This is a genomic window from Limimaricola cinnabarinus LL-001, assembly GCF_000466965.1.
GTDB classification, from domain to species: domain Bacteria; phylum Pseudomonadota; class Alphaproteobacteria; order Rhodobacterales; family Rhodobacteraceae; genus Limimaricola; species Limimaricola cinnabarinus.
In genome coordinates, this window is sequence record NZ_BATB01000016.1 from 39827 (window position 1) to 52714 (window position 12888).

The 12888-nt window shown below is 68.6% G+C and carries 15 protein-coding genes and 1 pseudogene; 12 read left to right on the top strand and 4 right to left on the bottom strand.

The genetic code is table 11. The features are described 5' to 3' along the window. Nucleotides 1-24: 24 nt before the first annotated feature. Nucleotides 25-987: an acetyl-CoA carboxylase carboxyltransferase subunit alpha gene (locus MBELCI_RS07880; RefSeq protein WP_021693660.1), complete on the bottom strand. Its 963-nt coding sequence runs from the start codon at nucleotides 985-987 to the stop codon at nucleotides 25-27. 128 nt (nucleotides 988-1115) lie between these two features. Between MBELCI_RS07880 and MBELCI_RS07885 the strand changes: the two genes are divergently transcribed. The 5 genes from MBELCI_RS07885 (at nucleotide 1116) to MBELCI_RS07900 (ending at nucleotide 3688) form a co-directional block, all read left to right on the top strand. Then, the gene (locus tag MBELCI_RS07885) at nucleotides 1116-1631 is read left to right on the top strand and encodes a hypothetical protein (RefSeq protein WP_021693661.1); all 516 of its coding nucleotides are present in this window, start codon (nucleotides 1116-1118) and stop codon (nucleotides 1629-1631) included. Between the two features lie 58 nt (nucleotides 1632-1689). Then, a complete protein-coding gene (locus MBELCI_RS19825) occupies nucleotides 1690-1836 on the top strand; it encodes an aa3-type cytochrome c oxidase subunit IV (RefSeq protein WP_021693662.1) in 147 nt (48 codons plus the stop codon). A gap of 4 nt (nucleotides 1837-1840) precedes the next feature. Next, nucleotides 1841-2341: a hypothetical protein gene (locus tag MBELCI_RS07890; RefSeq protein WP_369385399.1), complete on the top strand. Its 501-nt coding sequence runs from the start codon at nucleotides 1841-1843 to the stop codon at nucleotides 2339-2341. A gap of 167 nt (nucleotides 2342-2508) precedes the next feature. Continuing rightward, entirely contained in the window at nucleotides 2509-3111 is a 603-nt protein-coding gene (gene mobA / locus MBELCI_RS07895; RefSeq protein WP_021693664.1) for a molybdenum cofactor guanylyltransferase MobA, read from the top strand. Nucleotides 3112-3259: 148 nt separating this feature from the next. After that, nucleotides 3260-3688, top strand: coding sequence for a GNAT family N-acetyltransferase (locus tag MBELCI_RS07900; protein ID WP_439645922.1), 429 nt, complete (start codon nucleotides 3260-3262; stop codon nucleotides 3686-3688). Between the two features lie 4 nt (nucleotides 3689-3692). On the opposite strand, the gene MBELCI_RS07905 is transcribed toward MBELCI_RS07900, so the two are convergent. Together MBELCI_RS07905 and greA are read right to left on the bottom strand one after the other, a co-directional pair. After that, entirely contained in the window at nucleotides 3693-4643 is a 951-nt protein-coding gene (locus MBELCI_RS07905) for a hypothetical protein (protein ID WP_021693666.1), read from the bottom strand. A gap of 28 nt (nucleotides 4644-4671) precedes the next feature. Then, nucleotides 4672-5142: a transcription elongation factor GreA gene (gene greA, locus MBELCI_RS07910; protein WP_021693667.1), complete on the bottom strand. Its 471-nt coding sequence runs from the start codon at nucleotides 5140-5142 to the stop codon at nucleotides 4672-4674. A gap of 243 nt (nucleotides 5143-5385) precedes the next feature. Here greA and MBELCI_RS07915 point away from each other — a divergent pair, with 243 nt between their 5' ends. The 3 genes and pseudogenes from MBELCI_RS07915 to MBELCI_RS22925 all read left to right on the top strand — a co-directional run bounded on the left by MBELCI_RS07915 (nucleotide 5386) and on the right by MBELCI_RS22925 (nucleotide 9726). Continuing rightward, nucleotides 5386-7056: an electron transfer flavoprotein-ubiquinone oxidoreductase gene (locus MBELCI_RS07915; protein WP_045319854.1), complete on the top strand. Its 1671-nt coding sequence runs from the start codon at nucleotides 5386-5388 to the stop codon at nucleotides 7054-7056. Between the two features lie 101 nt (nucleotides 7057-7157). Beyond that, nucleotides 7158-8864, top strand: a complete 1707-nt coding sequence (locus tag MBELCI_RS07920) for a tetratricopeptide repeat protein (RefSeq protein ID WP_045319855.1) — start codon at nucleotides 7158-7160, stop codon at nucleotides 8862-8864. 2 nt (nucleotides 8865-8866) lie between these two features. Next, nucleotides 8867-9726: pseudogene (locus MBELCI_RS22925) on the top strand (4-(cytidine 5'-diphospho)-2-C-methyl-D-erythritol kinase). On the opposite strand, the gene MBELCI_RS07930 reads toward MBELCI_RS22925, so the two are convergent. Then, nucleotides 9719-10717, bottom strand: coding sequence for a polyprenyl synthetase family protein (locus MBELCI_RS07930; protein WP_045319856.1), 999 nt, complete (start codon nucleotides 10715-10717; stop codon nucleotides 9719-9721). The pseudogene MBELCI_RS22925 and the gene MBELCI_RS07930 overlap by 8 nt on opposite strands. A 50-nt stretch (nucleotides 10718-10767) precedes the next feature. Between MBELCI_RS07930 and MBELCI_RS07935 the strand changes: the two genes are divergently transcribed. From MBELCI_RS07935 to MBELCI_RS07945, 4 genes are all read left to right on the top strand, one after another. Next, a complete protein-coding gene (locus MBELCI_RS07935) occupies nucleotides 10768-10983 on the top strand; it encodes a putative signal transducing protein (protein ID WP_045319857.1) in 216 nt (71 codons plus the stop codon). Then, nucleotides 10961-11725: a tRNA1(Val) (adenine(37)-N6)-methyltransferase gene (locus MBELCI_RS07940; protein ID WP_200861258.1), complete on the top strand. Its 765-nt coding sequence runs from the start codon at nucleotides 10961-10963 to the stop codon at nucleotides 11723-11725. The genes MBELCI_RS07935 and MBELCI_RS07940 overlap by 23 nt, the downstream gene beginning before the upstream one ends. Nucleotides 11726-11852: 127 nt before the next feature. Continuing rightward, nucleotides 11853-12020 carry a YdcH family protein gene (locus MBELCI_RS19835; protein WP_021693674.1) on the top strand — a complete coding sequence of 56 codons (168 nt, stop codon included), beginning with the start codon at nucleotides 11853-11855 and terminating at the stop codon, nucleotides 12018-12020. 212 nt (nucleotides 12021-12232) lie between these two features. Further along, complete coding sequence (locus MBELCI_RS07945) at nucleotides 12233-12850, top strand: glutathione S-transferase family protein (protein ID WP_045319858.1); 618 nt, start codon at nucleotides 12233-12235, stop codon at nucleotides 12848-12850. The last annotated feature ends 38 nt before the right edge of the window (nucleotides 12851-12888 follow it).

Consider the following 12888-nt stretch of genomic DNA (forward strand, 5'->3'; position numbering starts at 1 on the left):
CGTTCTTGCGCTAGGCGGCGTGCCTCAGGCCGCCAGCCCCTTGGAGCCGAGATCGAGGTATTTCTTGCGGCGGTCGGCGCGGATCGCCTTGCCGTCCATGCCCTTGAGCTCATCGAGCATCTTGCCGATCTCGCGGCCCACGGCGTCGATCGCCGAGTCCACGTCGCGATGCGCGCCGCCCAGCGGCTCGGCGACGATCCGGTCGCAGACGCCCAGCTCCTTGAGCTCCTGCGCGGTCAGGCGCAGCGCCTCGGCGGCCTCGCGCATCTTCTCGGCGTCCTTCCACAGGATCGAGGCGCAGCCCTCGGGCGAGATCACCGAGTAGATCGAATGCTCCAGCATCGCCACGCGGTTGGCCGTGGCGAAGGCCACCGCGCCACCAGAGCCGCCCTCGCCGATGATCACGGAGACCAGCGGCACCTCGAGTTGCAGGCATTTCTCGGTCGAGCGTGCGATCGCCTCGGACTGGCCGCGCTCCTCGGCACCCTTGCCGGGATAGGCGCCGGGCGTGTCCACGAGCGTCACCACCGGCAGGCCGAAGCGATGCGCGAGGTCCATCAGGCGGATCGCCTTGCGATAGCCCTCGGGGCGGGCCATGCCGAAATTGCGCTCGATCCGGCTCTTGGTGTCATGACCCTTCTCGTGGCCGATCACCACCACCGGGCGGCCGTCGAGGCGCGCCAGACCGCCCATCACCGAATGATCGTCGGCAAAGTTGCGATCGCCCGCGAGCGGCGTGTACTCGGTGAAGAGGCGCTCGATGTAATCCTTGCAATGCGGCCGCTCGGGATGGCGCGCGACCTGGCATTTCCGCCAGGGCGTCAGGTTGCCATAAAGCTGGACCAGCATGTCGTGGCCCTTGCGGTCGAGCGCCGCGGCCTCCTTCTCGACATCCATCTCGGGGCTGCGCCGCGCCAGAGCCCGCAGTTCCTCGGCCTGGCCCTCGATCTCGGCGAGCGGCTTTTCGAATTCGAGATAGATGGTCATGCGAAGGCCCCTGCGGTTGCGCGTCGGTGCGTATATGACGCGTCGGGAGGCCCCGTGCAACTCGCCGCCGCTTGACGCGGGGCGCGGGCGTGCCACCCTACGGCTTCCGCCCAGAGGAAAGGACTGTCATGGCCGACGACATCATCGCCACCGCCGCCGAGGCGCTGGAGGCCGAGGCCCTGCCCCGGCTGCGCGAGGTCCATGCGGGCGAAGGCGCGCAGACCGACGCGCAGGTGCTGCCGCCCGCGCTGCGCAAACCCGCGCAGGGCAAGAGCCCGGCGCGCTGGGCCTATGAGCGGCTGATCCACTACATCAAGCGCTTCGAGGACGGGCTTGCGCCGGGCGAGGAGGTCGCGATGGCGATGACCGGCGGGCATTCGGGCGTGCTGCGCATTCAGGGCATGGGCTATTTCGATCCCGACATCGTGACCTTCTATGGCACTGACCCAAGCGGGGCCAAGACGCAGCTGATCCAGCACGTCACCCAGCTTTCGGTGATCTTGCGCGCCCTGCCCCGGCCGCGCCCCGAAACGCCGCCCGAACGCATCGGCTTCCAGCTTGCGCGGGAGCTGGAGGAGGACGAAATCGAGAGCGGGGAGGAGATGACGCCACAGGGACCCGATGCCGCGCCCGAGACATCGTGACAAGGGGCGGGATTCGGGCTAACTCCCGGCCCGATACGCCAGATGCGAGGAGCCCCAGATGGCCGACGATCAGCACCACCATGTTCCCGGAACCATGGACATCACCGATCAGGAAAGAACCTATGAGGGCTTCGTCAAGTTGACGATCCGCGCGGTGATCGCGATCATCGTCGCCCTGATCCTGCTCGCTCTGGTCAACGCCTGATCATATGCAGCGGCGCGCGTTTCTCATGGCCGCGCCGCTGGCGCTGGCAGGCTGCGGCAGCGGCGAAGCTGTCTGGGCGCCGGAAGCCGACGTGCTTCGGGCCCGCTATCGGCATGAAGGTCCGCCTGCCCTCACGCTGTTCACGGTCAACAACCTCGGCACCGGCAACGGCGCGCATACCGCGCTGTTGATCAATGCCAGCCAAAGGGTGCTGTTCGATCCGGCCGGAAGCTATGCCCACCCGTCGATCCCCGAGCGCAACGACGTGCTGTTCGGGATGACCCCGCAGGTGGTGGCGAGCTACGTCTCCTATCACTCGCGCGCCTCCTACGTGACGGTTGAGCAATATCTCGAAGTGCGCGCCGCCACCGCCGAGACGGCGCTGCGGCTGGCACTGGCGGCGGGCCCCACGGCGCAGGCCTACTGCACCCGCGCCACCTCGCGGCTTCTGGGGCAGCTGCCCGGCTTCGAGGCCTCGGGACGACATGGTTTCCCGACAAGCTGATGGCCCGGTTCGGCACGCTGCCCGGCGTGGTGACGACAGAGCACAATGAGAACGACAGCGACAGCCTGCGCGACGCCAGCCGCGCCGTTGCGCGTCAACTGGAAGGCTGAGGCCCTGCCGCGACGGCGGGCGCCATGCGAGACCCGAACCCGGCGGGAGCCGAACCGATGCCCGATCCCTTCGATGCGCCACCGGGGATGATCCTCGCGGGCGGGCTGTCGCGCCGGATGGGCGGCGGCGACAAGGGCCTTGTGCCCTTCGCGGGCCGGCCGCTTCTTTCGCATGTCATCGACCGGATGGCGCCGCAGCTTCCTGCCATCGCGCTCAACGCCAATGGCGATCCGGCCCGATTCGCGCGGTTCGGCATCGAGGTCGTGCCGGACCCGGTGCCGGGCCACCCCGGTCCGCTGGCCGGGGTGCTGGCGGCGATGGGCTGGGCCGAAGCGGGCGGCGCGCCTTGGGTGATCACCGTGCCCGGCGACACGCCTTGGCTGCCGGGCGATCTCGTGCCGAGACTGATCCTCGCGGGCGAGGCCACGGAGGGCTTCGCCGTGGCCGCCTCCGGTGGTCGGCTGCATCCGGTCTGCGGGCTCTGGCCGGTACGGCTGCGCGCAACGCTCGCTACCGATCTTGCGGCCGGGGCGCGGCGGATCGGCGACTGGGCGCTGTCGCAAGGTGCGGCGCGGGCAGAATTTCCGGCCGGGTCTCCTGACCCCTTCGCCAATCTCAATACTCCCGCCGATTTCGATCCGCCCGGAGCGGTGGGGTGAAGATCTCCCATGGCTTCTCGGAGAGCGAACGCGCGCAGATCGCGGCGCTCTACTGGGAAGCGTTCGGAGCCAAACTCGGTCGGGTTCTTGGGCCGCGCCCCCACGCGCAGCGCTTCATCGCGGCCGCTCTCGATCCGGCCCATGCACTTTGCGCGCGCGCGCCGATGGCACGCTGCTCGGGGTGGCCGGGTTCAAGACCGCGCGCGGGGCGCTGGTCCTGGGCGGGCGGCGTGAGATGCGCGCGGCCTACGGCATTTTGGGCGCGGCGTGGCGCGGCGGGCTGCTGGCGCTGCTCGACAGTGACGTGGACAACCGCCGCTTTCTTATCGACGGGATCTTCGTGGCACCCGAAGCGCGCGGGCGCGGCGTCGGCTCGCGGCTGATCGAGGCGCTGGCGCAGGAGGCACGTTCCGGCGGCTACCGCGAGATCCGGCTGGAGGTGATCGACGAGAACCTGCGCGCCCGCGCGCTCTACGAGCGGCGCGGCTTTCGTGCCGTGGGCCGTCGGCCGCTCGGGGTGCTGCGCATCGTCTTCGGGTTTCGCGCGGCGACGACGATGATCCGTCGCCTCGGCTGATCCTTTAGGAAAAGTTGCCTGCCGCCGCCCCGAGCAGCCGGAAGGCGCGCCCGGTGCGGGTCTCGGCCAGAAGCGCGATCTCCTCGTCCTGCGCGCCGTCGCAATAGTCGTCGAGCATCCGGTCGAACAGCCGCAGGAAATGCTGCGACGTGTCGCGAAAGATCGTGTCCTCGCCCATCCGCGCCGCCGCGACCTCGGCCATGCCGTCGGCGTCGAGCCCGATCGCCAGCGGAGCGAGCGGCTCCCCTCTCTCGCCGCGCGCCAGCGCGCGCCAGGCCTCCGCCGGCGCGGGCGGCGGCGCGAGATCGTCCATGTAGATGCCGTCCTGGCTCAGAAGCGTCAGCACGTCCTGGCTCGCCTGGATGAGCTGGCGCGCGCGGGTGTCGCGCAGCGCCGCGCGCAGGGCGGCGAAGCCTTCGAGATCCTGATCGCTGTCGGGAAAGTTCAGCGCCCGCGCCATCTCGGCCCGGCCCAGCATGGGCGGCGGCGGTGCGGGGGTGGGCTCGCGCACCTCGGCCTCGGCTTCGGGCGCAGGCTCGGGGCGCATCACACCGAACCCCGCCAGCGCCGTTTCGGTCTGCCGCGCGGCGCGTTCGATCCCCGCGAGGCGGCGGTCAAGCTCGGCGGGCAGGCCGCCGCCGCGCGCCTGCGTGCGCAGGCTGCGCTGCAAGGTCTGGATCTCGGCCCTGAGGCGGTGCGATTCCTCGCGCGCGCTGCGCGATGCGTGGCTCGCGAACAGCCCGATCCAGATCAGCGCCACCGGCACCACGACGACCAGCACCGGCCCCACCAGCGATTGGCCGCCAAGCGCCATGGCCAGCCCCGCGATCACCGCCCAGCCGAGGCTCGCCCCGGCGGCGATACGCTCGGCCCGGCCCATCAGCTCCCACGGCGCGCCAGCGGGCTCCGGCCGGGCCTCGGGGACCTCCGGGATGATGTCGGAATCGTCGCTCATGCCGTCCGCCCTTGCCGCGCCTGCGGCCTCAAGAATAGCTGACGCTCAGGATCTCGTAGGACTTCTCGCCACCCGGCGTGCGCACCTCGACGCTGTCGCCTTCATCCTTGCCGATCAACGCGCGCGCCAGCGGCGACTTGATGTTGAGACGTCCCGCCTCGATGTCGGCCTCGTATTCGCCGACGATCTGATAGGTCTTTTCCTCGTCGGTGTCCTCGTCGACGAGCTTGACCGTGGCCCCGAACTTGATGGAGCCCTTCATCTTCGACGGGTCGATCACGTCGGCAAGGCCGATCACCCCCTCGAGTTCCTTGATCCGGCCCTCGATGAAGCTCTGCTTTTCCTTGGCGGAATGATACTCGGCGTTCTCCGAGAGGTCGCCATGCGCGCGCGCCTCCGAAATCGCCGCGATGATCGCCGGGCGCTCGACCGATTTCAGGTGCTTGAGCTCCGCGTCGATCTTGGTGAAACCGGCGCGCGTCAGCGGGATCTTTTCCATATTCTCTAGCCTTTCCCCCGTGCGGGGCCGTGCAACACCGGACGTTCTAACCCCGTGGGGCGGCCCGAAGTCAAGCCCGCCCCCGAGCGCCCGCGCCGCCGCGAGGCAATGCGCGATCGCGTCGGCGCGCGGGCAATCGTCGTCAGGGCCGCTTCGGGGAGCGTGGCGCGGGGTCGCAATTGTGCGTGCGCGGCGCATGCGATAGCCATTGGTCCGGAGCAGGAGAGCCAGCAGGGATCCGACATGACCGACACCGCGAGCCAGATTCAGGACAAGCCCGAGCGCGAGGCGATGGAATACGACGTGGTGATCGTCGGCGCGGGGCCGGCGGGCCTCTCGGCGGCGATCCGCCTAAAGCAGCTCGACCCCGAGATCTCGGTGGTGGTGCTGGAGAAGGGCTCCGAGGTCGGCGCCCACATCCTGTCGGGCGCCGTTCTCGACCCGTGCGGCCTCGACCGGCTGCTGCCCGACTGGCGCGAGATGGGCGCGCCGATCACCGTGCCCGTGCGCGAGGATCGCTTCTACATGCTGGGCGAAGGCGGATCGGTCCGCATCCCCAACATCGCGATGCCGCCGCTGATGAACAACCATGGCAACTACATCGTCTCGCTGGGCAATGTCTGTCGGTGGATGGCCGAAAAGGCCGAGGAGCTGGGCGTCGAGGTGTTCCCGGGCATGTCGTGCTCCGAGATCGTCTGGGGCGAGGATGGCTGCGTCGCGGGCGTGGTCGCGGGTGAGTTCGGCCGCAACCCCGACGGCACGCCGGGGCCGGGCTACGAGCCGGGCATGGAGCTTTTGGGCAAATACGTTTTCCTCGGCGAGGGTGTGCGCGGGTCGCTGTCCAAGCAGGTGATCGAACGCTTCGCCCTCTCGGAAGGCCGCGAGCCGCAGAAATACGGCCTCGGCATGAAGGAGATCTGGGAGATCGACCCGGCCAAGCATTCCGAAGGCCGCGTCGTGCACACCATGGGCTGGCCTCTCGAGAAGAACGCGGGCGGCGGGTCGTTCATCTACCACCTCGACAACAATCAGGTCTATGTCGGTTTCGTTGTGCATCTGGGCTACGCCAACCCTTATCTGCGCCCCTATCAGGAGTTCCAGCGCTTCAAGCACCATCCCATGGTGGCCGAGCTGCTCAAGGGTGGCAAACGCGTGGCCTACGGCGCGCGTGCGATCACCGAGGGCGGCTGGCAGTCGCTTCCGAAGACCGCCTTCCCGGGCGGCGCGCTTCTGGGCTGCGCGGCGGGCATGGTCAACGTGCCGCGCATCAAGGGCAACCACAACGCCATGCTGTCGGGCATCCACGCCGCCGAGGCCGCCCATGAGGCGATGTCCGCAGGCCGCACGGGTGACGTCCTCGAAAGCTATGACGCGGCGGTACGCGAGGGCGCGATCGGTCGAGACCTCAAGAAGGTGCGCAACGTGAAGCCGATCTGGTCGCGCTGGGGGCTGACCGCCTCAATGGCGCTGGGCGGCTTCGACATGTGGACCAACACCTTGGGCTTCTCGCTTCTGGGCACGCTGGGCCATGGAAAATCCGACGCCGAGGCGACGGAACCGGCGAAGGATCACGCCGAGATCGTCTATCCCAAGCCCGACGGCGTGCTGAGCTTCGACCGGCTGACCAGCGTCAGCTTCTCGGGAACCAATCACGAGGAAAGCCAGCCCTGCCATCTCAAGCTCAAGGACCCGAGCATCCCCATCGACCGCAACCTGCCGGTCTATGCCGAGCCGGCGCAGCGCTACTGCCCGGCAGGGGTCTACGAGGTGGTCGAGAAGGATGACGGGCCGGAATTCGTGATCAACTTCCAGAACTGCGTTCACTGCAAGACCTGCGACATCAAGGACCCCAGCCAGAACATCGTCTGGACGGTGCCGCAGGGCGGTGACGGGCCGAACTACCCAAATATGTGATCGCGGATATCCGCCTGCCGTCGGGAACCCAAGTTGCGCGATCACGTTGCGTTCACTAGCGTGCCCGCCAATGTGATGACCGGAACGGCAGGAGCAGAACGATGGTGACTCGAAACCTGCGGGTCTTGGCCGTTATGGCCGGACTCGTCGCGGTCCATTTGGGCCCCGTGTCGGCAACCGCACAGAGCCGACAGACCGATGCGGGACCTTATCTCGCCGCTCGCGCCGCCGCCGCCGCACAGGATTACGAGGCCGCCGTCGACTGGTTTCAGACCGCTCTCGGAGCAGATCCGCGCAATCCGGATCTGCTCGAAGGCGCGATCGCCGGGCTTCTCGCCACTGGAGAAATCAACGAAGCCCTTCCATTGGCCGAGCGTCTGCGCGAGATCGAGACGCGCAGCCAGATCGCCGACATGGTGCTGCAGATCGACGCGGCCCGGCGCGGCGATTGGGACATGATCTTCGCGCTTCTGGAGGAAGGTCGCGGCGTCGGGCCGCTGATCGACGGGCTGACCCGCGCTTGGGCCCGGCTCGGAGAGGGTCGCATGGACCTCGCGCTCTCGGCTTTCGACGAGGTGATCGAAACCCCCGGCCTGCGCGGCTTCGGCCTCTATCACAAGGCGCTGGCCTTGGCCGTGGCGGGCGATTTCGCCGCCGCCGACGACATCTTTGGGGCCGCACCGAGCAACGGCCTGCCGGTCACCCGCCCGGTCGTCACCGCCCACGCGCAAATTTTGCAACAGCTCGACCGGCACGAGGATGCGCTGGCGCTTCTCGATCAGGCCGGACGGGGTGATCCGATCCTCGAGGCGCTGCGTGCCCGGATCGCGACGACGCCGCAGCCGGAATGGAGCTTCGTCACCAATGCCGTCGAGGGCCTCGCGGATCTCTACATCACCGTCGCGGGCGCTCTGGGTGACGAGCTGCCCGGCTCCTTCGCGCTGCTTTACGCCCGCGCGGCGCTGGCGCTCGACCCCGACCGGGTCGAGGGGTTGCTGACGACGGCCAATCTTCTGGAACAGACCGGGCGGCTCGATCTGGCGCAGGCGGCCTATGCGCGCGTGCCCAAGGACGATCCCGCATATGTCTCCGCCGAGTTGGGCCGCGCCGAGGTGCTGCGCCGGTCCGGTGAGCCGGCTCGCGCGCTCGAGGTGCTCGAACAGCTGACGCGCACGGCCCCCGACCTGCCGGGCGTGCGGATCGCGATCGGTGATCTGCACCGGGCACAGGGTGAGGATGCCGCCGCCGAGACCGCCTATGGCGAGGCGATCCGTCTCACCGGGGAAAACGCCGCCTGGTGGCTCTACTACATGCGCGGCATCGCGCGGCACGCACAGAACGACTGGCCCGGAGCCGAGGCCGATTTCCGCGACGCCCTCGTGGTCGATCCCGACCGCGCCGAAGTGCTCAACTTCCTCGGCTATTCGCTGGTCGAGCGGAGCGAAGCGCTGGACGAGGCGCTCGACATGATCGAGCGGGCGGTGCGCGCCCAGCCTGCCAACGGCGCCATCGTCGACAGCCTCGGCTGGGCCCAGTTCAAGCTTGGCCGCTACGAGGAGGCGGTAGGACATCTCGAACGCGCCGCCGAGCTGGAGCCGGTGGACCCGATCGTCAACGACCATCTGGGCGACGGCTACTGGGCGGTGGGGCGGTTCATCGAGGCGCGGTTCCAGTGGCAGCGCGCCTTGTCCTTCGATCCCGCACCGGATGAGGCCGAGCGGATCCGTGCCAAGCTTGAAAAAGGACTCGACGCGGTGATCACCGACGAGGGTGGAACGCCGCTCCGGCAGGTCGCGCAGGGCGACTGATCATGGCGCTCGACAAGGGATTGGCCCCGGCCAAGATCAATTTCGCATTGCATGTCACCGGGCTTCGGGCGGGGGGCTATCACCTGCTCGACAGCCTCGTGGCGTTCGCCGGCGTCGGAGATCAGCTCACCGCCCTACCCGCCACAGATCTGACGCTCGAGGTAACGGGGCCGTTTTCTTCCGGCGTGCCGGTGGATGAGAGCAACACCGTGCTGCGCGCGGCCCGGGCGCTGCAGGCGGCGCGTGGCGTCACGCAGGGCGCGCGAATCAAGCTCACCAAGACACTGCCCCATGCCGCCGGGATCGGCAGCGGCTCCTCCGACGCGGCCGCGGCGCTGCGGCTGCTGTCGCAGTCTGGGGGGTCGAGAATTTCGCCCCCGGCGACGCCGAGGTGCTGGAGTTGGGCGCGGATGTGCCGGTCTGCCTGAACGCGCCTCTGCCGACTCGGATGACCGGCATCGGCGAGACCCTGACGGCGGTGCCCGCCCTGCCCTCCTGCGGTCTGGTGCTGGTCAATCCCGGCGTCGAGGTGCCGACGGGCCGGGTCTTCGACAAGCTGGAGCGTTCGGACAATCCGGGCATGGCGGAACTGCCGGACCGCCTCGATTACGAGGGGTTCCTCGAATGGCTCCGAACCCAGCGCAACGATCTGCAGGCTCCGGCCGAGGCGATCGCGCCGGAGATCGCCCGCGCACTCAAGCGGCTGCGCGCCATGCCCGGCGTCGATCTCGCGCTGATGTCGGGCTCTGGCGCGACCTGCATCGGCCTGACCCGCGACATGGGCCGCGCGCGGCAGGTCGCCCGCGCGATCCAGCTGTCGGAAATGGGCTGGTGGGTCGCGCCTGCGCCGCTGCTCAGCTGATCCGTTCGACCACGTAGCTCGCCAGATCCTCGAGCATGTCGCCCAAGGGATGGCGCGGCAGTTCGCGCAGGCTCTGGCGCGCCCGCTCGGCCCAGTCGAGCGCGGTCTGGCGCGTGCTTTCCAACGCGCCGTGCCGCGAAAGGATCGCCTGCGCCTGCTCCAGATCGCCGTCCTCGACGCGGCCCTTGCCGATGGTGCGGGCCCAGAAGGCGCGCTCGTCGACGTCGGCCTGCGCCAGCGCCCGGATCACCGGCAGCGTCAGCTTGCCCTCGCGCAGGTCGTCGCCAAGCGCCTTGCCGATCGCCGCCGTGCCGCCGTAATCGAGCAGGTCGTCGACGATCTGGAAGGCGATGCCGAGCGCGTCGCCATAGGCGCGCAGCGCCGCGACATGCGGCTCTGGCGCGCCGGCGATGATGCCGCCCACCTCGGTCGCCGCCGAGAACAGCGCCGCGGTCTTGCCGCGCACCACCCGCAGATAGGTTGCCTCAGTGGTTGCGAGGTTGCGCGCCGCCGTGAGCTGCAGCACCTCGCCCTCGGCGATGGTGGCCGAGGCGTTGGCGAGGATGCCCAGCACCCGCAACGAGCCGGTCTCGACCATCACTTGGAACGAGCGCGCGAAGAGATAGTCGCCGACCAGCACCGATGAGGTATTGTCCCACAGCAGGTTCGCCGTCGGACGGCCGCGCCGCTGCTTGCTGTCGTCGACCACGTCGTCATGCAGCAATGTCGCGGTGTGGATGAACTCCACCGTCGCGGCAAGATGCACGTGGTAAGGTCCGTCATAGCCGCATAGCCGTGCCGCGGCGAGGGTCAGCATCGGGCGCAGCCGCTTGCCGCCCGCCTCGACCAGATGCGCCGTCACCTCCGGGATGCGCGGCGCGTGCTCCGAGGCCATGCGCTCGCGGATCATCGCGTTCACGGCCTGCATGTCGCCCGAAAGGGCCTGCGCGAGGCGATCGTGCGGCTTGGCGGTGGAAGTGGCAAGATCCATGGGCGGCGGTCTTCTCGACAAGGGCGCCGAAACGCCCTAGCAGGTTGCGGATGAAAGAGCTTTTGCGCAGCAATGACCCGACGGTCTTCGCCTTTGCCACCGCCCTTCTGAACGGCGAGGGTATAGACTGCTTCGAGTGGGACGTAAACACGAGCATCCTCGAAGGATCGATCGGCATCCTGCCTCGCCGCCTGATGGTGCGCGACGCGGATCATGCCGCCGCCGAACGTGCGATGCGCGACAATGACATTGATCTGGGCCGATGACGACCTGACCCGCGACGCCTTTCTCGGCGGGCGGGTGACGCTGTTGCAGCCTCGGCGCGGCTATCGGGCGGGCACCGACCCCGTCCTGCTCGCCGCCTCGGTCGAGGCCGAGCCGGGCCAGAGCGTGCTCGAACTTGGATGCGGCGCGGGGGCGGCGATGCTCTGTCTTGCCGCGCGGGTGCCGGGCCTCGATCTGTGGGGGGTGGAGATCCAACCCGGCTATGCCGATCTGGCACGTCGCAATGCCGGGCTGAACGACGCCCGCGTCACGGTCCACACCGCCGACCTTCGCGCCCTGCCGCCCGAGATCAAGGCGCGCCGTTTCGATCACGTCATCGCCAATCCGCCCTATTTCGATCGGGCCCGGTCACGCCCCGCCCCTGACCCGGCTAAGGAGACCGCTTTCGGCGCGCCCGGGTCGCTGGCGCTTTGGATCGACGCCATGGCGCGACGGGTCGCGCCGTTGGGACGGCTGACCCTGATCCAGAAGGCCGACCGCCTGCCCGAGATCGTCGCGGCGCTGCATGGGCGCATGGGCGGCCTCGCGGTGCAGCCGCTGGTGTCGCGCAAGGGACGCGACGCCGAGAGGGTGATCGTCACCGCGCGCCAGAGCGGGCGGGCCGCCTTTCGACTCGCCGCGCCATTGGTGCTTCATGAGGGCGAGCGGCACCTGTCGGATGCAGGCGATTTCACCCCGGAGGCAGAGGTCATTTTCCGTCATGGAGGAAAATTGCGCATCTAGCACAACTAGCGGCGCAAGATTTCGCCGATACTGTGCAAAAAGGACGAATGCGTCGCATCTCTCAGGTGACAGAATTGTAAAACCGTGCTCGACTGAACTCGTCGCAACCAGACACAGGAGACAGCCTATGAGCCTGACATCGCATCTGGAAGAACTGCGCAGGAAACACCAGTCGCTCTCGCAGGAGGTGGAGATGGCGCAAAGGGCGCCCGCCACCAGCGACTTCGAAATCGCTCAGATGAAGAAGCGTAAGCTCATGCTGAAGGAAGAGATCGCGCGACTCAGCCCACATTAGAAGGAACGGATGCCGGGACATGATCCCGGCTCTCCCCACCGAAGTGGCACGGTCAAGAACAGTGCCCCCTTCGTCCAAGGCGTCTGCCGCATCCGCGTCAGGCGCCTTTTTCATGAAGTCGGTACAGAGTTCCTGCTGGCCCCGGCGCGTGGGCTCTGCTCCGTGTCGTGCAACAGATCACGGCCCGAATCGGGCACAGTGGGAGCCGGACCATGCCAGATGTCGAACTCTACGGTCACCCAGAGTCGGGACATGCCTGCAAGGTGGCGCTGGCGCTTGGGCTGGCAGGCCTCGCTCACCGGGTCCACCGCGTCGACATCTGGGCCGTCCCCGCGACGCGCCCGGCCGCGTTCCTCGCGGCCAACCCCGCCGCAGAGGTGCCGGTCCTTATCCTCGACGGGGCGGCGCATGTTCAGTCGGGGGCGATCCTGCTCGAGATCGCCGGCCGATTCGCCTGCCTCGGCGGCGAGAGCGCCGAAGGGATGCGGCGGGCGCGCGAACTGGTGATCTGGGAGGCGAACCGCATCGGCATGTGCCTGCCACAGCTCAAGGAAGCGCAAAGGCCCGGCGGTGAGGTTTTCGCCCCCGACGTGTTGGACTGGTTGCGCATGCGTTTTGCCGCGGATGCCCGGCGGTTCGACCTGCTGCTCGGTGACACTACCTTCCTTCACGGCGACAGACCGGGCGTGGGCGACTGCGCGGTCTGGGGCTATGCACAATGGCTCGATGCGGCGGGGGTTATGCCGACGCCTTCGATGGCGGGTTGGCTCGGCCGGATGCGGGGTCTGGACGCCATGCGGAGCCCGGAGGCGTTCTTTCCGACCCGCTAAGGCCCTTGGCGGGTCCGGGCAGACGGCGCGCCGTCTGC

What these genes read in the sequence shown, in the direction of transcription:
- MBELCI_RS07880 (WP_021693660.1), bottom strand. Translation starts at nt 987, where the DNA reads ATGACCATCTATCTCGAATTCGAAAAGCCGCTCGCCGAGATCGAGGGC.
- MBELCI_RS07885 (WP_021693661.1), top strand. Translation starts at nt 1,116, where the DNA reads ATGGCCGACGACATCATCGCCACCGCCGCCGAGGCGCTGGAGGCCGAG.
- MBELCI_RS19825 (WP_021693662.1), top strand. Translation starts at nt 1,690, where the DNA reads ATGGCCGACGATCAGCACCACCATGTTCCCGGAACCATGGACATCACC.
- MBELCI_RS07890 (WP_369385399.1), top strand. Translation starts at nt 1,841, where the DNA reads ATGCAGCGGCGCGCGTTTCTCATGGCCGCGCCGCTGGCGCTGGCAGGC.
- mobA (WP_021693664.1), top strand. Translation starts at nt 2,509, where the DNA reads ATGCCCGATCCCTTCGATGCGCCACCGGGGATGATCCTCGCGGGCGGG.
- MBELCI_RS07905 (WP_021693666.1), bottom strand. Translation starts at nt 4,643, where the DNA reads ATGAGCGACGATTCCGACATCATCCCGGAGGTCCCCGAGGCCCGGCCG.
- greA (WP_021693667.1), bottom strand. Translation starts at nt 5,142, where the DNA reads ATGGAAAAGATCCCGCTGACGCGCGCCGGTTTCACCAAGATCGACGCG.
- MBELCI_RS07915 (WP_045319854.1), top strand. Translation starts at nt 5,386, where the DNA reads ATGACCGACACCGCGAGCCAGATTCAGGACAAGCCCGAGCGCGAGGCG.
- MBELCI_RS07920 (WP_045319855.1), top strand. Translation starts at nt 7,158, where the DNA reads ATGGTGACTCGAAACCTGCGGGTCTTGGCCGTTATGGCCGGACTCGTC.
- MBELCI_RS07930 (WP_045319856.1), bottom strand. Translation starts at nt 10,717, where the DNA reads ATGGATCTTGCCACTTCCACCGCCAAGCCGCACGATCGCCTCGCGCAG.
- MBELCI_RS07935 (WP_045319857.1), top strand. Translation starts at nt 10,768, where the DNA reads ATGAAAGAGCTTTTGCGCAGCAATGACCCGACGGTCTTCGCCTTTGCC.
- MBELCI_RS07940 (WP_200861258.1), top strand. Translation starts at nt 10,961, where the DNA reads ATGACATTGATCTGGGCCGATGACGACCTGACCCGCGACGCCTTTCTC.
- MBELCI_RS19835 (WP_021693674.1), top strand. Translation starts at nt 11,853, where the DNA reads ATGAGCCTGACATCGCATCTGGAAGAACTGCGCAGGAAACACCAGTCG.
- MBELCI_RS07945 (WP_045319858.1), top strand. Translation starts at nt 12,233, where the DNA reads ATGCCAGATGTCGAACTCTACGGTCACCCAGAGTCGGGACATGCCTGC.